The sequence below is a fragment of the Sphingobium sp. HWE2-09 genome, from assembly GCF_035989265.1.
GTDB lineage: Bacteria > Pseudomonadota > Alphaproteobacteria > Sphingomonadales > Sphingomonadaceae > Sphingobium.
This window is the reverse complement of sequence record NZ_JAYKZX010000001.1, coordinates 1,030,250-1,053,224: the sequence shown is the minus strand read 5'-3', so window position 1 is coordinate 1,053,224 and position 22,975 is coordinate 1,030,250. Positions and strand designations below refer to the sequence as shown.

General features: G+C 63.4%; 26 protein-coding genes and 1 pseudogene. 13 read left to right on the top strand and 14 right to left on the bottom strand.

The annotated features are described in order from the left end of the window. Window position 1 precedes the first annotated feature (1 nt). Window positions 2–559 (bottom strand): LysR family substrate-binding domain-containing protein, encoded by a 558-nt coding sequence (locus tag U5A89_RS04880; protein ID WP_338160169.1) that lies wholly within the window; start codon window positions 557–559, stop codon window positions 2–4. Then, window positions 445–873: a LysR family transcriptional regulator gene (locus tag U5A89_RS04875; RefSeq protein ID WP_338160035.1), complete on the bottom strand. Its 429-nt coding sequence runs from the start codon at window positions 871–873 to the stop codon at window positions 445–447. The genes U5A89_RS04880 and U5A89_RS04875 overlap by 115 nt, the downstream gene beginning before the upstream one ends. Window positions 874–980: 107 nt before the next feature. Between U5A89_RS04875 and U5A89_RS21315 the strand changes: the two are divergent. The 5 genes and pseudogenes from U5A89_RS21315 to U5A89_RS04845 all read left to right on the top strand — a co-directional run bounded on the left by U5A89_RS21315 (window position 981) and on the right by U5A89_RS04845 (window position 5,701). Then, window positions 981–1,780: pseudogene (locus U5A89_RS21315) on the top strand (crotonase/enoyl-CoA hydratase family protein). Further along, window positions 1,777–3,027, top strand: coding sequence for a CaiB/BaiF CoA transferase family protein (locus U5A89_RS04860; protein WP_338160032.1), 1,251 nt, complete (start codon window positions 1,777–1,779; stop codon window positions 3,025–3,027). Before U5A89_RS21315 ends, U5A89_RS04860 begins: the two are co-directional and overlap by 4 nt. Before the next feature lie 26 nt (window positions 3,028–3,053). Further along, window positions 3,054–3,953, top strand: coding sequence for an NAD(P)-dependent oxidoreductase (locus U5A89_RS04855; protein ID WP_338160031.1), 900 nt, complete (start codon window positions 3,054–3,056; stop codon window positions 3,951–3,953). Window positions 3,954–4,058: 105 nt separating this feature from the next. Next, window positions 4,059–4,997, top strand: coding sequence for an AEC family transporter (locus U5A89_RS04850; protein WP_338160030.1), 939 nt, complete (start codon window positions 4,059–4,061; stop codon window positions 4,995–4,997). 59 nt (window positions 4,998–5,056) lie between these two features. Beyond that, entirely contained in the window at window positions 5,057–5,701 is a 645-nt protein-coding gene (locus U5A89_RS04845; RefSeq protein ID WP_338160029.1) for a TetR/AcrR family transcriptional regulator, read from the top strand. A gap of 9 nt (window positions 5,702–5,710) precedes the next feature. Here U5A89_RS04845 and U5A89_RS04840 read toward each other — a convergent pair whose 3' ends face one another. Both U5A89_RS04840 and U5A89_RS04835 read right to left on the bottom strand, forming a co-directional pair. Beyond that, the gene (locus tag U5A89_RS04840) at window positions 5,711–6,202 is read right to left on the bottom strand and encodes an Lrp/AsnC family transcriptional regulator (protein ID WP_338160028.1); all 492 of its coding nucleotides are present in this window, start codon (window positions 6,200–6,202) and stop codon (window positions 5,711–5,713) included. Beyond that, the gene (locus U5A89_RS04835) at window positions 6,199–6,681 is read right to left on the bottom strand and encodes an Lrp/AsnC family transcriptional regulator (RefSeq protein ID WP_338160027.1); all 483 of its coding nucleotides are present in this window, start codon (window positions 6,679–6,681) and stop codon (window positions 6,199–6,201) included. Before U5A89_RS04835 ends, U5A89_RS04840 begins: the two co-directional genes overlap by 4 nt. A gap of 265 nt (window positions 6,682–6,946) precedes the next feature. On the opposite strand from U5A89_RS04835, the gene U5A89_RS04830 reads away from it, so the two are divergent. Further along, a complete protein-coding gene (locus U5A89_RS04830; RefSeq protein WP_338160026.1) occupies window positions 6,947–7,915 on the top strand; it encodes an aldo/keto reductase in 969 nt (322 codons plus the stop codon). 42 nt (window positions 7,916–7,957) lie between these two features. Here the strand turns inward: U5A89_RS04830 and U5A89_RS04825 are convergent, their stop codons facing one another. The 10 genes from U5A89_RS04825 to U5A89_RS04780 all read right to left on the bottom strand — a co-directional run bounded on the left by U5A89_RS04825 (window position 7,958) and on the right by U5A89_RS04780 (window position 16,000). After that, window positions 7,958–8,902: an alpha/beta hydrolase gene (locus U5A89_RS04825; protein WP_338160025.1), complete on the bottom strand. Its 945-nt coding sequence runs from the start codon at window positions 8,900–8,902 to the stop codon at window positions 7,958–7,960. 21 nt (window positions 8,903–8,923) lie between these two features. After that, window positions 8,924–9,739: an SDR family NAD(P)-dependent oxidoreductase gene (locus U5A89_RS04820; protein WP_338160024.1), complete on the bottom strand. Its 816-nt coding sequence runs from the start codon at window positions 9,737–9,739 to the stop codon at window positions 8,924–8,926. Between the two features lie 28 nt (window positions 9,740–9,767). Continuing rightward, window positions 9,768–10,154 carry a TIM barrel protein gene (locus U5A89_RS04815; RefSeq protein WP_338160023.1) on the bottom strand — a complete coding sequence of 129 codons (387 nt, stop codon included), beginning with the start codon at window positions 10,152–10,154 and terminating at the stop codon, window positions 9,768–9,770. Continuing rightward, window positions 10,091–10,585, bottom strand: coding sequence for a hypothetical protein (locus tag U5A89_RS04810; RefSeq protein WP_338160022.1), 495 nt, complete (start codon window positions 10,583–10,585; stop codon window positions 10,091–10,093). Before U5A89_RS04810 ends, U5A89_RS04815 begins: the two co-directional genes overlap by 64 nt. Before the next feature lie 64 nt (window positions 10,586–10,649). Further along, on the bottom strand, window positions 10,650–11,696 hold the full coding sequence (gene dmpG / locus U5A89_RS04805) for a 4-hydroxy-2-oxovalerate aldolase (RefSeq protein WP_338160021.1): 1,047 nt from the start codon (window positions 11,694–11,696) through the stop codon (window positions 10,650–10,652). Then, window positions 11,693–12,640 (bottom strand): acetaldehyde dehydrogenase (acetylating), encoded by a 948-nt coding sequence (locus tag U5A89_RS04800; RefSeq protein ID WP_338160020.1) that lies wholly within the window; start codon window positions 12,638–12,640, stop codon window positions 11,693–11,695. The genes dmpG and U5A89_RS04800 overlap by 4 nt, the downstream gene beginning before the upstream one ends. A 12-nt stretch (window positions 12,641–12,652) precedes the next feature. Beyond that, window positions 12,653–13,357 (bottom strand): fumarylacetoacetate hydrolase family protein, encoded by a 705-nt coding sequence (locus U5A89_RS04795; protein WP_338160168.1) that lies wholly within the window; start codon window positions 13,355–13,357, stop codon window positions 12,653–12,655. A gap of 86 nt (window positions 13,358–13,443) precedes the next feature. Next, entirely contained in the window at window positions 13,444–13,944 is a 501-nt protein-coding gene (locus tag U5A89_RS04790; RefSeq protein WP_338160019.1) for a flavin reductase family protein, read from the bottom strand. Beyond that, the gene (locus U5A89_RS04785) at window positions 13,937–14,752 is read right to left on the bottom strand and encodes an alpha/beta fold hydrolase (protein ID WP_338160018.1); all 816 of its coding nucleotides are present in this window, start codon (window positions 14,750–14,752) and stop codon (window positions 13,937–13,939) included. Before U5A89_RS04785 ends, U5A89_RS04790 begins: the two co-directional genes overlap by 8 nt. A 114-nt stretch (window positions 14,753–14,866) precedes the next feature. Next, a complete protein-coding gene (locus U5A89_RS04780) occupies window positions 14,867–16,000 on the bottom strand; it encodes an acyl-CoA dehydrogenase family protein (RefSeq protein WP_445190626.1) in 1,134 nt (377 codons plus the stop codon). A gap of 375 nt (window positions 16,001–16,375) precedes the next feature. Here U5A89_RS04780 and U5A89_RS04775 point away from each other — a divergent pair, with 375 nt between their 5' ends. Genes U5A89_RS04775 through U5A89_RS04745 form a run of 7 tightly spaced genes read left to right on the top strand, consistent with a single transcriptional unit; the run spans window position 16,376 to window position 22,962 of the window. After that, on the top strand, window positions 16,376–17,290 hold the full coding sequence (locus U5A89_RS04775; protein WP_338160017.1) for a VOC family protein: 915 nt from the start codon (window positions 16,376–16,378) through the stop codon (window positions 17,288–17,290). Between the two features lie 8 nt (window positions 17,291–17,298). After that, window positions 17,299–18,198, top strand: a complete 900-nt coding sequence (locus tag U5A89_RS04770) for a CoA transferase subunit A (RefSeq protein ID WP_338160016.1) — start codon at window positions 17,299–17,301, stop codon at window positions 18,196–18,198. 15 nt (window positions 18,199–18,213) lie between these two features. Then, entirely contained in the window at window positions 18,214–19,011 is a 798-nt protein-coding gene (locus U5A89_RS04765) for a CoA-transferase subunit beta (RefSeq protein WP_338160015.1), read from the top strand. A gap of 1 nt (window position 19,012) precedes the next feature. Then, window positions 19,013–19,945: an enoyl-CoA hydratase gene (locus U5A89_RS04760; RefSeq protein ID WP_338160014.1), complete on the top strand. Its 933-nt coding sequence runs from the start codon at window positions 19,013–19,015 to the stop codon at window positions 19,943–19,945. After that, complete coding sequence (locus tag U5A89_RS04755; RefSeq protein WP_338160013.1) at window positions 19,942–21,045, top strand: NAD(P)H-dependent flavin oxidoreductase; 1,104 nt, start codon at window positions 19,942–19,944, stop codon at window positions 21,043–21,045. The genes U5A89_RS04760 and U5A89_RS04755 overlap by 4 nt, the downstream gene beginning before the upstream one ends. A 13-nt stretch (window positions 21,046–21,058) precedes the next feature. Then, on the top strand, window positions 21,059–21,808 hold the full coding sequence (locus tag U5A89_RS04750) for an enoyl-CoA hydratase family protein (RefSeq protein WP_338160012.1): 750 nt from the start codon (window positions 21,059–21,061) through the stop codon (window positions 21,806–21,808). Beyond that, window positions 21,808–22,962: an acyl-CoA dehydrogenase gene (locus U5A89_RS04745; protein ID WP_338160011.1), complete on the top strand. Its 1,155-nt coding sequence runs from the start codon at window positions 21,808–21,810 to the stop codon at window positions 22,960–22,962. Before U5A89_RS04750 ends, U5A89_RS04745 begins: the two co-directional genes overlap by 1 nt. Window positions 22,963–22,975 lie beyond the last annotated feature (13 nt).

Sequence of the window (22,975 nt, the reverse complement as noted above, 5' to 3'; positions counted from 1 at the left end):
CTCAATCACTATCGATGGCGATCGCCGCGAAATTGCGGGCGACCGGACTTCCGCCGCCACGCGGGAGTGCGACGCCGGTTTCGATCGCGACGCGACGCGCGAGACGGACGAGCGTGACGCCGTGCGGCACCGCCCGCGCGGCACGCGATGGGACCAACGCCACGCCAAGGCCCGAGCGAACCAGGGCCAGAACGGCGCTCAATTGCGCGGCCTCCTGCGCCACGATCGGGACGAAGCCTGCATCGTGGCAGGCGGTCAGGGTGATCGAATGCAGCACGCTGATCCGGCTTTGCAGCACGAAAGGTTCGGCCGCGAGCGCGGCAAGGTCCACCGTGTCGCGATCGGCGAACGGGCTGGCGTCCGGCAGGGCGGCGTACAGCTCGTCGGGATCGATCGACCGGGTGTCGATGGCGGCGATCTCCAGCAGCGGCAGGCGGACAAGACCTACGTCCAGTTCACCGGCTGCCAGTTTGCGGGCGATGTCAATGCTGGTCGCTTCTTCCAGCACCAGTTCGACGGCCGGATAGCGGTGGCGATATTCGGGGATGATGCGTGGCAGCAGTTCGAAGGTCGCGGAGCCGACGAAGCCGACGCGGAGCCGCCCCCTCTCCCCGCCGCGCCTTCACGCACGGCTTCCTTGAAACGGTCGGCCTGCGCCAGCGTGGCGCGGGCGATCTCCAGCGACGTCGCGCCCGCCGGCGTCAAGGTGACGCCGCGCGCGCCGCGATCGAACAGGGGCGCGCCCAGTTCCTCCTCCAGCTTGCGGATCGCGACCGTCAGAGGCGGCTGCGACATGTGGAGCCGTTCCGCCGCACGATGGAAGTTGCGGGTGTCGGCAAGGGTCACGAAATAGCGAAGCTGGCGCAGATCCACGATAGTTCCTGTGTATCGTTTGAGCGAAAATCAATATTAGCGCGGAATGAGCGCTACGCCTAGTTTGGCACGAGACTATTCGTCCTGCCTCATGAGGAGAGCCTGACTTGGACCCGTTCCTGCTGGTCGAACGTAACGGCCCGATCGCCATTGCCCGCTTCAACCGCCCCGAAGAACGCAACGCCATTTCCGAAGTCGCCCATAGCGAGAAGATCGTCGCCTTCTGCCGCGCCATGGCCCGCGACACGTCGGTGCGCGCGATCATACTCACCGGCGAAGGCAAGGCTTTCTGCGCGGGCGGCAATGTGAAGAATATGCAGGACCGAACCGGCATGTTCGGCGGCAGTCCCTATGACATCCGCAACAGCTATCGCACCAGCGTGCAGATGATCGGTCCCGCGCTGCTGGACCTGGAAGTGCCCATCATCGCTGCGATCAACGGCCCGGCCATCGGCCTAGGCCTCGACATCGCGTGCATGTGCGACATTCGCATCATGGCGGACCATGCCGTGGTGGCGGAAAGCTATGTGAAACTGGGCATCATTCCGGGCGGTGGTGGCGGCTGGCTGCTCCCCGCCTGATCGGGCCGCAGCGCGCCAGCCTGATGACGCTGACGGGCGATGCGATAAACGCCGCGACCGCGCTGGACTATGGGTTGGTGGCGGAAGTCGTTGCCGGTGATCAGCTAATGCACCGTGCGCTGGAACTGGCGGGCAAGATCGCGGCCAACCCCGGTCATGCGACCCGCATGGCCAAGCGCCTGATGCGCGAGGGTGCGCATATGACCTTACCATCGCTACTGGAACTGGCGGCGGGGTATCAGGCCATGGCCCATCATACGCATGATCATCATGAAGCGATTGCCGCCTTTTTGGGCAAGCGCGCGCCGGAGTTCGAGGACAAGTGAGCGATACCGCCCCCGAGCAATCGACCGGTCCCCTGGCCGGGATCAAGGTGTTGGACCTATCGCGCGTGCTGGCCGGACCATGGTGCACGCAGATATTGGGCGATCTGGGGGCGGAGGTCATCAAGATCGAGCAACCCGGACAGGGCGACGATACGCGCCGCTGGGGACCGCCCTTTCTGGACGACGGGTCGAAGGACGCGGCCTATTATCTGTGCGCCAACCGCAACAAGAAATCGGTGGCGATCAACATGGCCGACCCGCGCGGCGCGGCGCTGATCCGCGAGATCGCGCTGGGCGTGGACATCGTGGTGGAGAATTTCCGCGTCGGGGGTCTTGCCAAATATGGCCTGGACTATGCGGCGCTGTCGCAGATCAATTCCAAGCTCATCTATTGTTCGATCACAGGTTTCGGACAAGATGGTCCCTATAAGGATCGGGGCGGATATGATTTCCTGATCCAGGGGATGAGCGGCCTCATGTCGATAACCGGCCGACCTGACGACGAGCCGGGCGGCGGGCCGATGAAGGTTGGCATTCCGATCAGCGATCTGGTGACGGGGCTATATTCCGCCATTTCGATCCTGGCCGCACTCACCCATCGCGATCGCACCGGCGAAGGGCAGCAGATCGACATGGCGTTGCTGGACACGCAGGTCGCGCTGCTCGCCAATCAGGCCAGCAATTATCTGAACGGCGGGATGCTGCCCCGGAGGCTGGGCAATGAACATCCCAATACCGTGCCTTATCAGGATTTCGCCTGCGCCGATGGCGACATATTGGTGGCGCTTGGCAACGACCGGCAGTTTCGCAGCTTTTGCACGTTGATCGGTCGGCCCGACCTGCCCGACGATCCGCGCTTTGTCGACAATGGCGGGCGGTCGCCCAATCGCCATGCCTTGCAGGAGGAGATGCGCCCGGCCATCGCCCGGTGGAAGTCGGATGATCTGATTGCGGCGATGGAGGCGGCCAAGCTGCCCGGTGGGCGCGTCAACGACATTCCGCACATTCTGGCCGATCCGCACATCGCCGCACGCGGAGTGATCCAAAATATGGCGCGATCCGACGGCACGCCGGTCAAGATTCTGGGTTTTCCCGGCAAATTGTCGAAGACACCCGCCGATTATCGCCACGCGCCGCCCCGGTCGGGAGAGGACACATGCGATGTGCTGAGCAGCCTGACGGGCGTCAGCGAGGCGGACCTTGCCGCATTGATCGAGGCCGGCGTGATCGCCGAGCGATTGCATTAACAAACGCGTTTGAGAGAGGATTTCCCATGACCACGAAGATCGGTTTCATCGGCCTTGGCGCCATGGGCCTGCCCATGTCGTCCAACCTGCAGCGCAAGGGCTTTGCCGTCACCGTTTTCGACATCGACCAAGCCAAGATGGACAAGGTCGCGGCGCTGGGCGCGACGAAGGCCGCCAGCATCGCCGACGCAAGCCGCGGGCAGGACATCGTCATCACCGTGCTGCCCGCGACGCAGCATGTCGATGCGGTGGTGTTGGGCGACGATGGGGTGCTGACGCATATCGACGCGGGCGCGTTGCTGATGGATTTGTCCACCATCGACGCCAATGGCACCGACCGGGTCGCGGCGGCGTGCGCGGCGAAGGGTATCGCCTTTGTCGATGCGCCGATCGGCCGTCTGGCGCTGCACGCCGAACGGGGCGAATCGCTGTTCATGGTCGGTGCAACCGACGCGGATTTCGCGCGGGTCGAACCGGCGCTCAACGCCATGGGCACGGACATTTTTCGCTGCGGCGCGCCGGGCATGGGCAGCCGGATGAAGGTCATCAACAATTTCATGCTGCTGTCGACCGCGCAGATTGTGGCGGAATCGATTGCGCTGGGCACCAAGCTAGGCCTCGACATCCAGACGATCCATGACGTGACGGGCGGCACCACCGCGCGCAACGGCCAGTTCCATGTGCTGATGGTCAACAAGGCGTTGAAGGGCGATGTCGAGCCGGGCTTCACCATCGACCTGGCGTTCAAGGATCTGACGCTGGCGATGAACGCGGCGGCGGAGAATCGGGTGGGCCTGCCCATGGGCGCGGCCGCGCACGCCGTGTATGGCGGGGCGAGGGCGAGGGATTATGCAACGAAGGATTATTCCGCGCTGCTCAACTATGCGTGCGAGAATGCCGGGGTTGAAACGCCGCGCATGGGGTAAGGGAAAGGCGTTGCAGGCGGCGGACTGGGCATCCGATGGCCTTGCCCTGCCCGTCGCGAGGCGGTAGCGCCCTCTCCTTTCCCCCTGTTCAGGTGACATGCGTTCATGGCGATGACCATCTTCGGCGCGTTGGTGCCGGTCTTCGGGCTGATCCTGCTGGGCTATTTCTGCGGGCGCACCAATATATTGGGCGATCGGGCCTTTGAAGTGCTCAACCGGTTCGTCATCGCAGTCACGCTGCCGGTCCTGACCTTTCGCTCGATCGCTCGCATGGATCCGCACGATCTGGCGCAGCCATGGATGATGATCGCGGTCGTGGGCGGCGCGCTGGCAACCTATGCGATCGGTTTTGCGATCGAGAAGGCCTTGGGACGCAGCGGCGGCGAGGCGAATATTGCGGGACTATGCGCCTGTTTCAGCAATACCGGGTTCGTCGGCCTGCCGATCGCGCTGCTGACATTCGGCAAGGGCGTGATTGCGCCGGTGGCCGTGACGATGCTGCTCTATTCGTCCGTCGTGTTCACCATCGGCGTGGTCATGAGCGAGATGGCGGCCAATCATGGTCATGGCGCGAAGGCGGGATTGAAACTGGCGGGGCGATCGGTGCTGCGCAATCCGCTGATCCTGCTGTCATCGCTGGGCGTCGTCTGGTGCCTGCTCCGCGTGCCGCTGGATGGGCCGTTCGACGTGCTGCTGTCCACCCTGGCGCAGGCGACCGCGCCTTGTGCGCTGACCGCGATCGGCATCTTCATCGCCCTGCCCCGCGAAAAGGCGGCACCGGGACCGATCGGACGGGCATTGTTGCTGAAGCTGGGCGTGCATCCTGTGCTGACCGCGGGCTTTATCCTGATCCTGCCGCCCATGCCGACGCTATGGGCGAAGATGGCGATCCTGATGGCGGCGATGCCAAGCGGCGCGTCCAGCTTCGTGCTGGCGGGCAAGGCGGGACGCTGGGCCATGGAACTGAGCGCCTGGGCGGTGACGCTGACCACGACATTGGCGTCGGTTTCGCTGATCGCGATCCTGTGGTGGCTGGGCGCTTAGGCGCATGTCGGGCGCATGGCGTCATTGCCTGGCCGCAGCGGATCGGCCAAAGACCCTATATGACCCAGAGCCTGACCGCCTATAAACCGCGCCGCGGCCGACCGGACGCCAAGCAGATGGCCGCGATCGACCGCGCGATCCTGACGGCCGCGCGCCGCTTTTTCCTGGAAGAAGGCTATGACGCGACAGCGATGGAAACGATCGCCGCGGCAGCAGGCGTGTCGAAGGCGACGCTTTATGCGCGCTATGCGGCCAAGAGCGATCTGTTTCGGGCCGTCATTCAGGACCGGGTCGCCCAATGGGCGCAGATGGCCGAATGGCACGACCCCGCCGAAGGGCATAGCCTGCGCGAACGATTGCTGCACCATGGCATATTGATCGCCCGGACGCTGTCCCATCCGGAGGTGCATGCCTTTCAACGCCTGCTGATCGCCACGCGCGAGCGGTTTCCCGAACTGTCTTTGGCCATGTATGAAAGCGGCACGCGCCCTTTCGTCGAGAAGATCGCCCTGGACATCGCCGAGGCGGCGCGACTGGAGGATATGCCGGTGCGCGATCCGGCGATGATCGCGAAGCTGTTCATGTCGGCCATGACCGGATGGCAATTGCAGGAAGGCGCGGCCCGGACCATGACCGATATCGAGTTGGAAGGGGTCGCTCGACGGATCGTCGACCTGTTCCTGCTGGCCCGCGCCGGTTGGTGAGCAACCGGGTTAGTCGGGAATAGCGGACGCCGACGCGATCTTCGCCACACCGGCGTCATATTTGAGATTGTGTACGGAGATGGAGGTTTCCACCCGCTGGACCCCCGGCAAGCCGCGGATGCGTTCGGTGATGATTTCGTTCAGCTGCTCGATATTGGTGAAAAGGCCCATGGCGAGCAGATTGAAACGGCCGAGCATCAGCACCACGCAGTTGATCTCCGGCATCTGCTTCAACCGTGCGGCGACCTCCGTCACGCGCGAGGGATCGACGTCGATACCCATCATGCACAGGTTGGGCGAGCCGGCCATGCGGAAATCCGTCACGACCGTAAACTGGATCAGGCCTTCATTCTGCAGGCGCTTGATCCGCGTACGGATCGTCCCTTCCGTCACGCCCAGTTCGGCCGCGATCGCGCGATTGGAGATGCGCGCGTCCACTGCGAGTTTGTCCACGATCTTATGATCGAGCGCATCGAGGCGCTGCCAGTCGGTATCGGTCATAGCGGCACCACGTTGAATTCATATTTGGCGATATCGACGGCAATGCCCGCATCGATCTGGGCGACGCCGGCAATGCTGGCGATATGGTCGTAGAGAAATTGCTGCACTTCGCTAAAGTCGTGCAAGGCGACCATCAATTCGATATCGTAGCGCCCGTTCATGACGTTCACGCTGAGCACTTCGGAGAATTTCGCCAGGTCATGGCCGACGGCCTGAACGCTGCGTTCCTGCACCTTGACGCCGACGGCGATGATGACGTTGTAGCCCAGCGCGGAAAAATCCGTGACGGCGACCACCCGCATGGCGCGGGCATCCTCCATCTTCTGCAAGCGCGCCGAAACCGTTGCCGCGGTGACCGACAATTGCTTGGCGATATCTTGATTGGTCACGCGGCCATTGGTACGAAGAATATCGATGATGCTGTTATCAAGGGCGTCCAACGAAGGCGGTGTCAGCGACCGCCCGCTTCTGATCTGCATTCCGTACCGCCTCCATTTGCGCAGGACAGCATAGCGCGGTGAAATGCATGGCGCCAGACTTGATGCGCAAAACTGTGTCGCTTCCGTGACGGACTTGCGAGCCACCTGTCATAATCGCAGCATTATACGAGTTATTTGAGATATCGGCATAATACCCTTCCAATTAATCGCTACAATGCGTACCGAATGCCGGTGTTTGCCACAGAAAATTGACGCCGTTGCCCGCCATGCGGCGACGGCCGACCGATCCATGCAGGAGACAGCCATGCTTTCGAAAGTGACGATTGCCAACACCGACCTCACCGTCAGCCGCCTATGCTATGGCACCAACATGCTGGGCTGGCAGATCGACCAGGATCATTCCAACGCCATCCTCGATCGCTTCGCGGACCTCGGCGGTAATTTCATCGATACTGCGCGGTCCTATGGCGACTGGATGCCCGATGCACCCAAGGGCGCGAGCGAGCGCGCGATCGGCGCCTGGCTGAAGGGCAAGACCCGCGACGATTTCGTCATCGCGACCAAGGGAGGCCATTTCGACATGCGCGTGGGCGATTATCGCAATCGCGTCAACGCTACCGATATCGCCAGCGATCTGGACGAGAGCCTGAGCCATCTGGGCGTCGACACGATCGACCTTTATTGGGTGCATATGGACAATCCGGAAACCCCGGTCAGCGAACTGATCGATTTCCTGAACGATGCCAAGGATGCGGGCAAGATACGCTGGTTCGGCGCATCCAACTGGAGCGACGCGCGCCTGCTGGAAGCCAACGCCTATGCCAAGGCCAATGGCAAGACCGGCTTCGTTGCGGTCGAACCCTTTTGGGGTCTGGCCAAGCCCAATGAAATGAACGCCATGCAGCAGGGTTACCAGCTATATTTCGAGGATCATGGCGGCGCGCTCAAGGATGCTGGCCTGGCCGTCATCCCCTATTGCGCGCAGAGCCGCGGCTATTTCGCGATGCTGGAAAAGGGCGAGGATGCGGTATCCGACGCGCTTAAGGGCTTTTACGACAATCCGGCCAACCAGGCGCGTTTCGAAGCCGCCAAGGCGGTAGCTGCGCGGCATGGCGCGAGCGTATCCGAAATCGTACTGGCCTATCTGCTCAATCAGCCGGGGCAGGTGATCCCGATCTTCGGCGCATCCAGCCCGGCGCGGATCGAGGAAAGCGTCAAGGCCGCCGCCATCACCCTGTCGCCGGAGGAACTGGCCGAGTTGCGCGCCGAATGACGAGGGAGGCGGGGCGGATGACTGCCGCCCCGCTCTTTTACATCATGCGTTAAGAGCGCTGCGCAGCGCCGTCGTCGCGTCCTGCTTCATGCGGATGGATGGCGGCGCGTCGGGCAATATGTCGAAGCCATGATAGGCGCCCGGATAGACATGCAACTCCGTGGTCACGCCCGCTTCGATCAGGCGGCGGGCATAATCCATATCCTCTACCAAGAAGAGATCGAGCGCGCCGACTGCGATGAAGGCAGGCGGGAGGCCGGCCAGATCGACGGCGCGGGCCGGCGCGGCATAGGGTGACACATCGGCCCCGCCCGGCGCCTGCCCCAAGAGCGAACGCCAGCCAAAGTCATTGGCCTGCGGGGTCCAGACGAAGGCGCCCAGATGATTGAGCTGCCGCGCGATGCAGGTTCGATCGTCCAGCATGGGGTAGATGAGATTTTGATGCGCGATCGCCGGAAAGCCCCGATCGCGCGCCAGCAGGCACAGAGCGGCCGCCAAACCCCCGCCCGCGCTTTCGCCACGCACCGCGACCCGGGCGGGATCGATACCTAGCGGCCCGGATTGCCCATGCAACCAGCATAAGGCGGCATAGCAATCCTCCACCGCGCCGGGCGCAGTGGTTTCCGGCGCCAGGCGATAATCGACGGAGACGATCACCGCGCCGACATCAGCCGCCAGCAGCATGTTTGCGACATGATTGGTCCCGACCGATCCCATCACATAGCCGCCGCCATGGATGTGCAGGATGGCGGGCAGCGCGGAGGGCGCTCCCCCAGTGGGCGTATAGATGCGCACGGGTACGAGACGGCCATCGGCGGTTTCCACCTGCTCATCCCGCCAAATGACGCCGGTGCCCTGGGGTTCGGGGACCATCGCGGTCATCTGCGCCATGCCCTGCCGGATCAGGGGCAGGCTTTGCGCATTGAGGTCGAGCGAGGGCATAAGGTCCAGTCCGGGCAACAGCGCCGGATCGACAAGGTGACGCATGATATTCGTCCTTTCGCGGGATCAGTAACGCTGGCCGATGGCGCCGTCATGATAGATGGACGCGCCGGTGACGAAGCGCGCCTCTTCCGACGCCAGATAGACGAAAGCGTGGGCGGTATCTTCCGGATCGCTGCTGATGCCGAGCGCGCCCATGCCCGCAATGCTTGCTGCTGCCGCCTCGACGCTTTCATAGGCGCCCAGCTTCACATAATCGGCCAGGCCTTCGCGGATCAGCGGCGTCATGGTGAGGCCGGGGTGGACGGAATTGACGCGGATCTTCATCGGCCCGAACTCGATCGCTGCGCACAGCGTCAGCATTCGGCCCGCCGCCTTGGACGTGTGATAGCCGATATTGATAGCGCTGGGCATATAGGAGGCCATCGACAGATTGTTGATGATCGCGCCGCCGCCGGGAAACCGCTCCACGCTCTGCTTGAGCGCAGGCAGGCAGGCCTTCATGCCCAGGAACAGCGCGTCATGATTGACCGCCATCACTTTGCGCAGGTCATCGAGCGAGGAATGTTCGATCCCGGCATGGATGGCGATGCCGGCATTGTTGACCAAGATGTCGATGCCGCCAAAAGCCGCTTCCGTATCCTGCGCCACCCGCGCCCAGTCGGCTTCGCTGGTGACATCATGGGCCATGAAGCGGAAGGCGTCCGCCGGGGCGACCCGCTCCATGCGCGCGACAATGGCGGCCCGTTCTTCGTCGCGAAAATCGGTGGCGATGACGCGGGCGCCTTCGCGCAGATAGGCCTCACAGATTGCAACGCCGATATTGCCATCCCGACCGGCGCCGGTCACGATCGCGACCTTGCCCTCCAACCTGCCTGCCATTGCTTCACTCTCCTGCTTTTATGCTGTGTCATGGGGTGCGGAGGGCGGCGCGGGCCGCGTCCACCGCCGCGCGCGCGCGATCCAGGGGGGAGAGGCCTGCTTCGATGGCGGATTGTTGCGGGACTTCGACGCTGAGCGGCACCTGGGGGGCGAGCGCGGCGACGAAGGCGGGGATGCCGAACGCGCCTTCGCCGGGCAACAGGCGCTGAATGCCTGCTTCCCACTCGATCCTGTCGGTTGGCATGTCTGCGGGGCCATCGGCAATCTGGCCGATCCGGATGGCCGGATGGGACAGCAGCGCGATGCTCGCCTCTGCATCGCCGCCGCGCATGATGTGCAGCAGGTCCGCTGTTACCCCGATGTCCGCGCGGCCGATTTGGTCGATCTCTGCAATGGCCTGGGCAAGGGTGCGCACCTGCGAGGGGGGTAAAATTCGATCGCCAGACCGATGCCGAACCCCGCGGCCAGTTCCGCCAGCGCCGACAGATTGTCCGATCGGCGCGCCGGATCACGATCGTAGCAGAGGATATTGGCGAGCGTCGCGCCAATGTCCGCACCGGCTTCCAGCGCGGGGGCGAAATCGGCGATCAGGGATCGGCCCGCCACGGTGAAGGGGTAGATGAGATCGACGCTCATGCCCGTCGCCGCCAGCGTATCGCGCATGGTCCGACGCGCGCTGGCATCGCGCACCAGATCATAAGGCGGCATCGCGGGCAGGACCGCCATCGCATGGAGGAAGGGGCAGATACCCGAACAACCCGTCTCCGCCGCCAACTCGGCCAGTTGCCAGGGGGTCGTGTCGGTGACGGTGATATGGTCGAGCGACAGGCTTCGCTTCGCCGTCACACCCCTCTCCTTATTGCATAGGCTCCGGTCGGGACAGATGCCCGACCGGAGCGATTGTCAGGCGTCAGACGGCGGCTTCGCGGGCCTTTACCATGTCGAGCGCGACGTCCACGATCATATCCTCCTGACCGCCGACCATCTTGCGACGGCCCAGTTCGACCAGGATGGTGCGGGTGTCGAGATCGTAGGTCTGGGCCGCCTTTTCCGCGTGGAGCAGGAAGCTGGAATAGACGCCGGCATAGCCCAGTGCGAGCGTTTCGCGATCGACCCGGACCGGGCGGACCTGCAGCGGGCGGACGAGATCTTCGGCCGCATCCATCAACGCATTGACGTCGCAGCCATGGTTCCAGCCCTTGCGGTCTGCGGCAGCGATAAACACTTCGAGCGGGGCATTGCCCGCGCCTGCGCCCATGCCGGTCAGCGATGCGTCGATCCGTACCGCGCCGCATTGCGCCGCGACGATCGAATTGGCGGTGCCGAGCGAGAGATTGTGATGCGCGTGCATGCCGCGCTGGGTTTCGGGCTTGAGCACGCGGTCATAGGCTTCGAACCGGGCGCGGACGCCATCCATGTCGAGCGCGCCGCCGCTGTCGGTGACATAGACGCATTGCGCGCCATAGCTTTCCATCAGCAGCGCCTGTTTGGCGAGCAGTTCCGGCTCGATCATGTGGCTCATCATCAGGAAGCCCGACACGTCCATGCCCAGGTCGCGGGCGATGCCGATATGCTGTTTCGACACGTCGGCTTCGGTGCAGTGCGTCGCGACGCGGACCGAGCGCACGCCGATTTCATAGGCGCGGCGCAGTTCATCGACCGTGCCGACGCCGGGCAGAATCAGCGTGGTCAGCACCGATTTGGTCAGCACTGCGGCGACCGCCTCCAGCCATTCCCAGTCGGTATGCGCGCCAAAGCCATAGTTGAAGCTGGCGCCGTTCAGGCCATCGCCATGGGCGACCTCGATCGCGTCGACACCGGCGTCGTCCAGCGCCTTGGCGATCGCGGCGACATGATCGATGCCGTACATATGGCGGATGGCGTGCATCCCGTCGCGCAGGGTAACGTCCTGAATGTAGAGTTTGTCGCCCGCTTCGACGTTGAAACCGCTATTCATGCCGCCACCTTCTTTCCTGCAATGATACGCTGCGCCAGCAGCTCGCCGGTCGCCTTGGCGGCGGCGGTCATGATGTCGAGATTGCCCGAATAGCTGGGGAGGTAATCGCCCGCCCCTTCGACTTCGAGCAGGATCATCGTCTTGATGCCGGTAAATTCGCCGCGGCCGGGGATCTTGAGCTTGTTGTTGTCGCCGAAGCGTTCGAACTGGACTTCCTGCTTCAGGCGATAGCCTGGAACATAGGCCTGCACCTTCTTCACCATCGCCTCGACCGAGGCGCGGATGGCGTCTTCGTCGGCGCCTTCGGACAGGGTGAAGACCGTGTCGCGCATGATCATCGGCGGTTCGGCGGGATTGAGGATGATGATCGCCTTGCCCTGCGCCGCGCCGCCGACCTTTTCGATCGCGCCCGCCGTAGTGCGGGTGAATTCATCGATATTGGCGCGGGTGCCGGGGCCAGCCGAGCGGGACGACACCGATGCGACGATCTCCGCATAATGGACGGTCGCCACCTGGCTGACGGCGGCGACCATCGGGATCGTCGCCTGGCCGCCGCAGGTCACCATGTTGACGTTGGGCTGATCGAGATTGGCGTCGCCATTGACCGTCGGGATCGTATAGGGTCCGATCGCCGCAGGGGTGAGGTCCACCACCTGCTTGCCGTCGGCGCGCAGCGCGGCGTCATGCACCTTGTGCGCATAGGCGCTGGTCGCGTCGAACACGATCCCGATGTCGGGATAGACGTCCATCTTCTGCAGGCCTTCCAGCCCTTGATGGGTGGTCGCCACGCCGCGTGTGCGGGCCATGGCAAGGCCTTCGGACGCCTCATCGACGCCGACGACCGCCACCAGCTCCATATTTTGCGGATATTTGATCATCTTGATCATCAGATCGGTGCCGATATTGCCCGACCCGATGATCGCCGCCTTGACCTTGTCCGTCATAAATCCTCCAGCTTAAACGAAGCGCGCAGTGCAGGCGCCGACGCCATGCAACTGCATTTCAAATATATCCCCGGCCTTTGCCGGTTCGAGCGGCACCAGGCTGCCCGAGAGAATCACGTCGCCCGCGTCCAGCGTTACGCCATGAGCGCCCAGCGTATTGGCAAGCCATGCTACGGCTTCGGCGGGAGAGCCTTGGACCGCATGACCATAGCCTTCCGAGAGCGGCTGGCCGTTCTTGGTCACGGTGACGTGGAGATTGGGCAGGTCGTGATCGCGGGGATCGGCGCGGGCGTCGCCCAGCACATAGACGCCGCAGGACGCATTGTCGGCCACCGTGTCGACGATGCCGATCTTCCAGTCCTGGATACGGCTATCGACGATTTCGAAACAGGGGACGATCGCTTCCGTCGCGTCGATCACCTGTTGCGCGGTAACGCCCGGTCCTTTCAGGCTGTGCTTGAGGATGAAGCCGATTTCCGCTTCGGCGCGCGGCTGGATGAGGCCGTTCGCCTTGACGTCGATATCCCCCTGCACGAACATCCGGTCGGTCAGGAAACCGAAATCGGGCTGATGCACGCCCAGCATATCCTGCACCGCCTTGGACGTGACGCCGATCTTCTTGCCCACGACGCGTTCGCCGTCCGCCTTGCGCCGTTCGAGCGCGCCGAGCGAAATCCTATATGCGTCGTCTATCGTCAGGTCCGGATAGCGGCCCATCAGTGGCGCGACGGTGCGTTCGTCCCGCAGGGCGCGATACAGTTCGTCCGCAAGGCTGTCATTCAGGCTTTGCGCTTCTATGTCGCTCACAAATAGACTCCATCCTGGTAGATGAGGGGTTGGACCGTTTCGGACAAGCGCACGGCGTTGACGCGGGCGACGACGATGCTGTGCGTGCCAAAGGGCGTCATGCTGTCGATCGTGCAGCTCATATTGGCCTGCGCTTCGTTCAGTATCGGCAGATCAGCATCGTCCGCGATCCATTGGCCGACCTCGAACCGCTTGTCCCGCGCCACCGCGCCGCCGAACGCAGCCGAGACATGCTGCTGATGCCGCGACAGGATGTTGATGCTGATCGGGCAGCCGGGCGACAGGCAGGGATGGATGCCCGCCGACTGGTTGACGCAGACCAGCAGAGCGGGCGGGTCCATCGTCAGCGACGTGATCGAAGTGGCCGCCATGCCGACCGGCGCGCCGTCGCCGCGCGCGACGACGATCGCCACGCCCGACGCCAGACGCCGCATCGCGCCGCGAAAGTCCATGCTTATGTCCATGGCAGCGGCGATCGGGTCGGGATTGCTAGCCACGCAGGAAATCCAGCGACGCGCGGTTGAATTCCGCGGCGCGCTCTACCTGCACCCAATGGCCGACCTTGTTGAAGGTGATGCAGCGGACATCGTCGCACGCCTCGAAGAACAGCGTGATCCCTTCCAGCGGCATGAAGCGTTCATTATAGCCCCAGAAGAGCAGGATCGGCATCTTGAGTTCGCCCAGACGCGGCCCGAGGTCCGGGGTGCGCATACGGACGATCACGTCCTTGGGCTGGGTGCGGGCGACCGCGAAGCGCTCCTTCACCAGGGCGTCGGTGACATGGACGGGATCATATACCAGATTGGTTATGAGACGACGCTGCTCATCTTCGCTGAAATCTTCGCCGCCAAAGGAACTGACCATGCCGGCGATACCCGGCATCTTGAAATATTCCTCGCGCGGGTGGATGCAGCCCGGCGCCATCAGGATCAGACGATCGACAAATTCCGGATGGTCGAGCGCGATCTGAATGGCGATCCCGCCGCCGAGCGAATTGCCGACCAGAGTCGCCTTTTCCACGCCATGAGCGAGCAGCGCTTCGTAGAGCGTGTCGGTGAAGAGCTGAAGCGTATAGTCCAGCCCCTCCGGCTTGGAGGATTGGCCGTAGCCGATCAGGTCCGGCAGCACGACGCGATAGCCTGCGTCAGCAAAGGCCTGCGCATTCTGCCGGAAGTTGGACGCGCCCGACGCGCCCGGGCCGCTGCCATGGATGAACACGACGACCGGACCGGCGCCCAGTTCGGCAACCGAAATATCATATCCGCCCGTGACGCTGTACGTCTTGCGGGCCAATGCCTCTGCCATGATGGCTCCTCCTAGAGCGATTTCCAATCAGATGGACTCATCCGATGACTCGGAAATCGCGTAAAACCAATAATCTAGAGCGGTTGGGCCGATGCAATCGGATCACAAACCGCTCTAGATGAACGTGAAGGCGGGCGGTTCGCCGTGCATCGTGCCGATGACGTCGCTGGTACGGTTGGCCGGATCATTGGCAACATGCGCGCGGGCCGCGTGCAGATCGAGCCAGGGCTGGAGGATCGGGCTGGACATATAGACCGCCCGGCCGCCCAGCAGCTTCACCATGTCATCGACCAGATCCGCCATGCGCCGCACGACGCTGGCCGACTGATAGGCAAACAGGCCGCGCCGTTCCATCGGCACGGGTTCGCCGCGCTCCGCATAGCCCATCATCTCATCAAAGGCGCTGCGATGAGTCAGTTCCATCTCGTTCACTTCGGCGATCGCCCGCGCGATCGCGGCGTGAAGGAAGGGATCGGCCTTGGCCGCCTTGCCCGTGTTGGTGGACACCCGGTTCTGCATGATCTCTATCGCCGCATTGGTCGCGGCGCGCGCGCCACCGAAGGCTGCCGTCGAAACCGAGCGCATGAACACCTGCGCCCAGGGCAGACGATAGAGCGGACCGTCATTTTCCTTCTGCCCCGGATTGGCGCAGGCAAAACCGTCGCTGGCCTTGTGCGTGCGATAATCGGGGACGAATACGCGGTCGACCAGGATGTCGAAGCTGCCCGTGCCCTGAAGACCGAATGTGTCCCATGCGCCTTCGATCACCTGATAATCGGTGCGCGGCAGCAGGAAGGTGCGCATGTCGGGCGGGCCGCCATTGGTGTCGAAATTGATCGCGCCCAATAGCACCCAGCCGCAATGGGTCGATCCGGTCGAGAAGCCCCAGCGTCCGGACAGATAGAAGCCGCCTTCGGCCGTTTCGACCTTGCCCACCGGCTGATAGGTGGACGATACGAGCATGTCGGGATTGTCGGTCCACACCTCCGCCTGCGCTTCGTCGTGGAACAGCGCGAGTTCATAGGGGTGGCATCCGACGACGCCATACATCCATCCGGTCGACATGCAGCCTTCGGCCAGCGCCTTTTGCACGTCGAAAAAGACATTGGGATGCATTTCATAGCCGCCCCAGCGGCGCGGCTGAAGAATGAGGAAGAAGCCGGCCGCCTTCATCTCCGCAATGGTTTCGTCGGACACATTGCCAGCCTTGACGCAGGCGCGGGCGCGTTCCCGTAGGACCGGGATCATGGCGCGGGCGCGCTCAACCAGCGTCTCAGGCGATGGCACGGCCGCCTCTACCGCACCCGTCAGTGGACTTGCCGCCAATCCCGCCATCATCGTCTCCATCAAAAGCTGCGTCACCCATATCGGCAACATGCGTAGCTTATATAATTCTTCTTTACGCAAAACGTCAAGACAAACAGGGCTTGCACATTCTGCGCGATGCTTATAGTCGATTCACGAACGAATTACCATTGGATCGTTGCATGACCATGATCGTCGTGCGAGATTTGATGGCCGACATGCGTATCGCGAAAAGATTTGCGTAGTCAAATTGACGGTTTAACGATGCAAGTGACAAGCCGCGAACGATAGAGGGACAATGGGGCAGGGCAGCAGGAAATGGCAGTAAAATCGCTGGGCTATGTGATTATCGAGGCGCGCGACCTGTCGGCTTGGCGGGATTTCGCCTGTGATGTTGCGGGATTGATGCCTGCGCAGTCGGATCGGGCCGATGTTGCGCTGTTCCGCATGGACGACCGGCCCTTTCGCCTCTGGGTGCAGCAGAGCGATCGCGATGCTTTCGTCGCGCCGGGCTGGGAATGTGCGACTCGCGCGGATTTCGAGGCGGCGCTTGCGGCATTGGAGGCGGCAGGCCGCCCGGTGGAACGCGCCGACGTCATGGAAGCGCGCGCGCGCCAGGTGTATGAACTGGCGCGATCGTCGGACCCGGCGGGCAATGCCATGGAATTATTCTATGGTCGCTTCGTCGATTATGCGCCGTTCGTATCGCCCGCCGCCGTCACCCGTTTCGTTACGGGCGACAATGGCGACATGGGACTGGGCCATATCGTCCTGACCGCGCCAAATTTCGAGGAAACGCATCAATTCTACAAGGATGTGCTGGGCTTTGGCGATACCGACCTTGGCCGCTTCTACCTGATGGGTGGCGGGGCGGACGATCCGGGGGTCGGCTTTGCGTTTCTCCACTGCAATAGCCGTCACCACAGCCTGGCGCTGGGTCAATTGCCCGAAAGCCCCAATGGCGCGGTGCATATGATGCTGGAAGTCGGGGCGCTGGAAGATGTCGGCCGCGCCTATGATCGGGTGCTCAAGAGCAAGGGCAAGGTGCCGCTGTCGGCGACGCTGGGACGGCATGTGAACGACAAGATGACGTCTTTCTATATGCAGACGCCGGGCGGGTTCGACATTGAATATGGATGGAACGGCCTGGTCATCGATCCGGCGACCTGGGTGCCGACGACCAGCCTGGGCGTAAGCGATTGGGGCCATAAATGGGCCCACGAACAGGACTAACTCAAAGGATGACTGAGACTATGCTCGACAAGCGCATGACGGTGGACGACATCGTCGATCAACTTTCCGACGGCATGACCATCGGCATCGGTGGCTGGGCGACGCGGCGCAAGCCCATGGCGCTGATCCGCGCGATTGCACGTTCGGGACTGAAGGATCTGACGGTGATGGCGGGCTATGGCGGGCCGGACGTCGGCATCCTGGCTGCGTCGGGCAAGATCAGGAAACTGGTGTTCGCCTTCGCCAGCCTCGACCATTTTCCGCTGGAGCCGCATTTCCGCAACGGCCGCCAGTCGGGCGCGTTCGAAGTGCTGGAACTGGATGAAGGCCTGTATCACTGGGGTCTGCGCGCCGGGGCGATGAAGCTGCCCTTCCTGCCGACGCGCGTGGGCATCGGCACCGACATCATCAAACAATCAGGTTTCGACTTCAAATTCGTCAAAAGCCCCTATGGCGATGGCGAGGAACTGGTCGCCATGCCCGCGCTGGTCCCCGACGTCGCGCTGATCCACGCGCACCGGTCCGACGAACGCGGCAACCTACTGACGCTCAGCAAGGACGCCCTGTTCGACGAATTGCTGGTCCGCGCTGCGGGCAAGAGCTTTGCCACGGTCGAAAAGATCGTCTCGACCGCCGATCTGGATATGAAGGCCAACAGCCGCTATAATCTAGTGGAGCGCGCGATGATCACCGGCGTCGCCGAAACGCCGCTGGGTGCGCATCCCACGAGCGCCGATCCGGACTATCAGCTCGATCTGAAACACATCAAGACCTATGTCGACAGCGCCGCTTCGCCCGACGCCTGGGCGGACTATAAGGCCAAATATATCGACGTGTCCGAGGCCGACTATCAGGCCGCGATCGGCGGCGCGGATGCCGTCGCTGCCCTGCCCGTCCCCATCTATTGAGCGAGAGCCAGAGCCATGACCGACACCCCCTATTCGCTCGCTGAACTCGTCATCGTCGCCTGCGCGCAAGCCTGGCGCGACAATGGCGAGGTGATGGCGACCGGCATCGGCCCCCTGCCCCGGATCGGCGCGGGCCTCGCTAAGCTGACCTTCGCCCCCGCCATCCAGACCACGGACGGCGAAGTCTATTATACCAGTGAGCCGGTCGGCCCGGGCAAGCGTACCGCCGAACCGGAGTTCGAGGGCATCGCCAATTATGACCGCGTCTTTTCCGCGCTGTGGAGCGGCAAGCGCCATGCACTGGTCGGCCCGGTGCAGCTGGACCGCTATGGTCAGGCGAACATCAGTGCGATCGGTGATCATAAGAAGCCCAAGATCGCCATGCTGGGCGCGCGCGGCTTTCCCGGCAACTCGATCAGTCATCCCAACAGCTTCTTCTTTCCCAATCATAACAAGCGGTCCTTCATTGAGGGCGAAGTCGATTTCGTGTGCATGGCGGGCTATAATCCGGCGCGCTATGTCAACGGCCAGCCGCCCAAGGGGCTGGACCTGCGCATCATCGTCACCAACCTGTGCGTGATGGATTTCGGCGGTCCCGACCACCAGATCCGCGTCGTGTCGCTGCATCCCGGCGTCACCTTCGAGGAGGTGCAGGACAATACCGGCTTCCCGTTGGCGAAGATCGCCGACGAGATTCCGACGACCCCCGCGCCCACGACCGAACAACTGGCGATCATCGCGCAGATCGACCCCAACAATGTGCGGGCGACCGTGTTCAAGGACAATCCCGCCGGAGACCGGAAAGCCGCCTGACATGAACGAGACCGATCGCCTTGTCGAACCGCAGCAGGTCGACATCGTCTATGAGACCGACATGCCGGTCACCTATGAGGTGATCGACCAGGTCGCGTGGATCATGCTAAACCGGCCGGGCTTCAACAATGCCCAGAATGGCCAGATGACCTATGCACTAGACGATGCGTTCATCCGCGCGTCGGCGGACGACGACGTGCGCTGCATCGTGCTGGGCGGCAACGGCAAGCATTTTTCCGCCGGGCACGACATCGGGACGCCGGGCCGCGACGTGCATCAGCATTTCGAGAACCGGCTGATGGTGCCGGGGCATGTCAACAAGCCCGCCGCCGAACTGCTTTACACGCGCGAGAAGGAGCAATATGTCGGCATGTGCCGACGCTGGCGCGACGTGGCCAAGCCGACCATCGCCATGGTGCAGGGCGCTTGTGTCGCGGGCGGGCTGATGCTCGCCTGGGTCTGCGACCTGATCGTCGCGACCGACGATGCCTTCTTCCAGGACCCGGTCAACCGCATGGGCATTCCGGGCGTCGAATATTTCGCCCACGCCTATGAACTGCCGCCGCGCGTCGCCAAGGAATTTCTGCTGCTGGGCGAACGGATGAGCGCACAGCGCGCCGAACAGTTCGGCATGGTCAACAAGATCGTGTCGCGCGAGGCGCTGCGCGAGACGGTGGCGGCGATGGCGGCCAAGCTGGTCGCGCAGCCGCGCCTCGGCAACTGGCTGACCAAGCAGGCTATCAACCATGTCGAGGAACTGATGGGCAAGCGCAACGCGATGGACGCGCAATATCATATGCACCATTTCGCTCATGCGCAGAACGACCTGGTCCAGGGCAGTTCCATCGCCGGGCTGGGCGCCAAGGAAATGGCCGCGGCGAACAAGCGTGAGGCGGGCGAAACGCCCGCGGACAAGAAGCAGGCGAGCGAATGATGGGCGAGCCGCTGCACACGATTCTGACCGAACGACTGGGCTGCCGCTGGCCGATCATCCAGACCGCAATGGGCTGGGTCGCCGAGCCGTCGCTGGTGATCGGGTCGAGCAATGCGGGCGCGTTCGGCTTTCTGGGCGCGGCGGTGATGACCCCGCCGGAGGCGCGCGAAAAGCTGCTGGCGGTGCGGCGGGGCACGGACAAGCCGTTCGGCGTCAATTTCCACAGTTTCCAGCCGGGCGCGGACGCAATCGTCGACCTGATCCTGGAGAATAAGGACCAGGTGCGCGCGGTCAGCTTCGGGCGTGGGCCCAACGCCAAGATGATCGGGCGGTTCAAGGACGCGGGCATCTTGTGCGTGCCCACCGTCGGCGCGGTGAAGCATGCGCAGAAGATGGTCGAACTGGGTGTCGACATGGTCAATGTCCAGGGCGGCGAAGGCGGCGGGCATACCGGATCGGTGCCCACCACCGTGCTGCTGCCGCAGGTGCTGGACGCGGTGAAGGTGCCGGTGATCGCGAGCGGCGGCTTTGCCGACGGGCGTGGCTTGGCGGCGGCGATGGCTTATGGCGCGGTCGGCATTGCCATGGGCACGCGCTTCCTGCTGACGAAGGAAAGCCCGGTGCCCGACAGCGCCAAGGCGGAATATCTCAAGGCGTCGACCGACGGCATCGTCGTCACCACCAAGCTGGACGGCATCCCGCAGCGCATGGTGCGGACCAAGCTGATGGACCGGATCGAAAAGTCCGGCGAAATCGGCCTGTGGCTGCGCGCCTTCGAAGCGAGCCTTGCGATGAAGAAGCAGACCGGCGCGTCCTGGCTCGGCCTCATCAAGGCGGCGCGCGGCATGACCGCCCATGGCGCCATGCCGCTCAAGCAGGCGATGATGTCCGCGACCATGCCGATGCTGATCCAGAAGGCGGTGGTCGATGGCGACATCGAACAGGGCGTGATGGCGACCGGCGTCGTGGGTGGCCGGATTGGCGAGATCCCGAGTTGCCAGGAACTGGTCGACCGCATCGTCGCCGAAGCACATGAGCGGCTTGCATCGCTGGCCGCGCTGGGCCGTGAACCCCTGCCCGCTTCGGCGCCGGTCGCCTGAGAGAGGACAAGACATGCCCATTACCCTGACGGTCAAGGACCGCATCGCCGAAATCCTGTTCGACCATCCGCCGGTCAACGCCTTCGACACGCTGGGCTGGGAATCGATCCCCGCGCTGGTGTGGGAAGCGGCGGCGAACGAGGATGTGCGCTGCATCCTGATCCGCGCCGAGGGTCGCGGCTTTTGCGGCGGCGTCGACATCAAGGAAATGGCGGCGCATCCCGAGCGGATCGCCAAGCTCAACCGCGATAATTATCAGACCTTCAAGGCGATCCGCGAATGCGCGATCCCCGTGGTCGGCGCGCTGCACGGTTTCGTCATCGGCGGCGGCGTCAATATCGCAGGCGCCTGCGACGCGCTGATCGCGGCGGAGGGCGCCTATTTCTCGCTGCCAGAGATTGATCGCGGCGCGATGGGCGGCGCGGCCTTCATGAGCCGGATGCTGCCGGTCCAGATGGTCCGCGCCAATTTCTTCACCGGCGGAAGAATATCGGTCGAGGATGCGCATCGCCACGGGTCGATCCACAAGGTCGTGCCGCTGGAGCAGTTGAAGGACGAGGCCTATGCCTTCTGCGAGATCATCGCGTCCAAGAGCCGCGCGGCGCTCGTCATCGCCAAGCAGGCGCTGAACCTGATCGAGCCGACCGACCCATCCGCCCATTACCGCATCGAACAGGGCTTCACCCTGGAAATGTATATGCATGAAGACAGCCAGAAGGCGCGCGACGCCTTTGCCGACGGAAAGGGCACGGCGAAGTTCTGATGGACCTGACTTACACCCCCCAGCAGCAGGCGTTTCGCGCCGAAGTGCGCGCCTGGCTGGCCGCCAATGTGCCAGCCGCGCCGCTGGAGCATTTCGACGCGACCCGCGAAGGCTTCGAAGCCCATCGCCAATGGGAAAAGACGCTAAAATCCGGCGACTGGGGCATGGTGACATGGCCCACCGAATATGGCGGGCGTGGCCTGGACCTGATCCAATGGCTGATCTTCGAGGAGGAATATTATCGCGCCGGGGCACCGGGGCGGGTCAACCAGAACGGCATCTTCCTGCTCGGACCCACGCTGATCGAATTCGGCACGCATGAACAGAAGCAGCGCTTCCTGCCCAAGATGGCGAGCGGCGAGGAAATCTGGGCGCAGGCCTGGTCGGAGCCGCAGGCGGGCAGCGATCTGGCAGGGGTGCGCGCCACCTGCGTGCAGGATGGCGACGACTATGTGCTGAACGGCCACAAGATCTGGTCGAGCCGCGCCGTGTTCGCCGACTGGGCATTCGGTCTGTTCCGCACGCCCGGAACGGAACGGCACAAGGGGCTGAGCCTCATCTTCTTCCCGCTCGATGCGCCCGGCGTGACCGTCAATGCGATCAAGAAGATCAACGGCCATATCGGGTTCGCCGAAATTTTCCTGGAGGATGTCCGCGTTCCCGCCTTCAACCGGCTGGGTGACGAAGGCCAGGGCTGGCATATCTGCATGGCGACGGCCGGTTTCGAGCGCGGGCTGATGCTGCGCTCCCCTGCCCGCTATCAGGTGGCGGCGGCCAAGCTGGCCGATCTGTGGACCGCGCATGGCAACAGCGCCGATCCCGCGCTGGAAGCCGATGTCGTGCGCGCGCACATGAATGCGGACGCTTACGCGCTTAACATCTATCAAACCGCGTCGCGCCTGATCGCGGGCGCGAAGATCGGGCCGGAAGCGAGCACCAACAAGATCTTCTGGTCGGAAATGGACATCCACCTGACCCAGACGGCGCTGGCCATCCTTGGCCCATTGGCGGAATTGACGCACGACGCGCCGGACGCGGCGCCGGTGGATTGGATCGACGACTATATCTTCGCGCTCGCCGGTCCTATCTATGCCGGGTCGAACGAGATTCAGCGCAACATCATCGCCGAGCGCATGCTCGGCCTGCCACGCTAAAGGGAGGAGCGCA

Excerpts from the sequence above, each read along its gene's own strand:
- U5A89_RS04835 (WP_338160027.1), bottom strand. The coding sequence starts at position 6,681 with ATGCAGATCAGAAGCGGGCGGTCGCTGACACCGCCTTCGTTGGACGCC.
- U5A89_RS04825 (WP_338160025.1), bottom strand. The coding sequence starts at position 8,902 with ATGCGTCACCTTGTCGATCCGGCGCTGTTGCCCGGACTGGACCTTATG.
- U5A89_RS04855 (WP_338160031.1), top strand. The coding sequence starts at position 3,054 with ATGACCACGAAGATCGGTTTCATCGGCCTTGGCGCCATGGGCCTGCCC.
- U5A89_RS04760 (WP_338160014.1), top strand. The coding sequence starts at position 19,013 with ATGAACGAGACCGATCGCCTTGTCGAACCGCAGCAGGTCGACATCGTC.
- U5A89_RS04830 (WP_338160026.1), top strand. The coding sequence starts at position 6,947 with ATGCTTTCGAAAGTGACGATTGCCAACACCGACCTCACCGTCAGCCGC.
- dmpG (WP_338160021.1), bottom strand. The coding sequence starts at position 11,696 with ATGAATAGCGGTTTCAACGTCGAAGCGGGCGACAAACTCTACATTCAG.
- U5A89_RS04845 (WP_338160029.1), top strand. The coding sequence starts at position 5,057 with ATGACCCAGAGCCTGACCGCCTATAAACCGCGCCGCGGCCGACCGGAC.
- U5A89_RS04750 (WP_338160012.1), top strand. The coding sequence starts at position 21,059 with ATGCCCATTACCCTGACGGTCAAGGACCGCATCGCCGAAATCCTGTTC.
- U5A89_RS04785 (WP_338160018.1), bottom strand. The coding sequence starts at position 14,752 with ATGGCAGAGGCATTGGCCCGCAAGACGTACAGCGTCACGGGCGGATAT.
- U5A89_RS04780 (WP_445190626.1), bottom strand. The coding sequence starts at position 16,000 with ATGATCCCGGTCCTACGGGAACGCGCCCGCGCCTGCGTCAAGGCTGGC.
- U5A89_RS04755 (WP_338160013.1), top strand. The coding sequence starts at position 19,942 with ATGATGGGCGAGCCGCTGCACACGATTCTGACCGAACGACTGGGCTGC.
- U5A89_RS04770 (WP_338160016.1), top strand. The coding sequence starts at position 17,299 with ATGACTGAGACTATGCTCGACAAGCGCATGACGGTGGACGACATCGTC.
- U5A89_RS04840 (WP_338160028.1), bottom strand. The coding sequence starts at position 6,202 with ATGACCGATACCGACTGGCAGCGCCTCGATGCGCTCGATCATAAGATC.
- U5A89_RS04745 (WP_338160011.1), top strand. The coding sequence starts at position 21,808 with ATGGACCTGACTTACACCCCCCAGCAGCAGGCGTTTCGCGCCGAAGTG.
- U5A89_RS04775 (WP_338160017.1), top strand. The coding sequence starts at position 16,376 with ATGGCAGTAAAATCGCTGGGCTATGTGATTATCGAGGCGCGCGACCTG.
- U5A89_RS04800 (WP_338160020.1), bottom strand. The coding sequence starts at position 12,640 with ATGACGGACAAGGTCAAGGCGGCGATCATCGGGTCGGGCAATATCGGC.
- U5A89_RS04795 (WP_338160168.1), bottom strand. The coding sequence starts at position 13,357 with ATGGGCCGCTATCCGGACCTGACGATAGACGACGCATATAGGATTTCG.
- U5A89_RS04820 (WP_338160024.1), bottom strand. The coding sequence starts at position 9,739 with ATGGCAGGCAGGTTGGAGGGCAAGGTCGCGATCGTGACCGGCGCCGGT.
- U5A89_RS04850 (WP_338160030.1), top strand. The coding sequence starts at position 4,059 with ATGGCGATGACCATCTTCGGCGCGTTGGTGCCGGTCTTCGGGCTGATC.
- U5A89_RS04765 (WP_338160015.1), top strand. The coding sequence starts at position 18,214 with ATGACCGACACCCCCTATTCGCTCGCTGAACTCGTCATCGTCGCCTGC.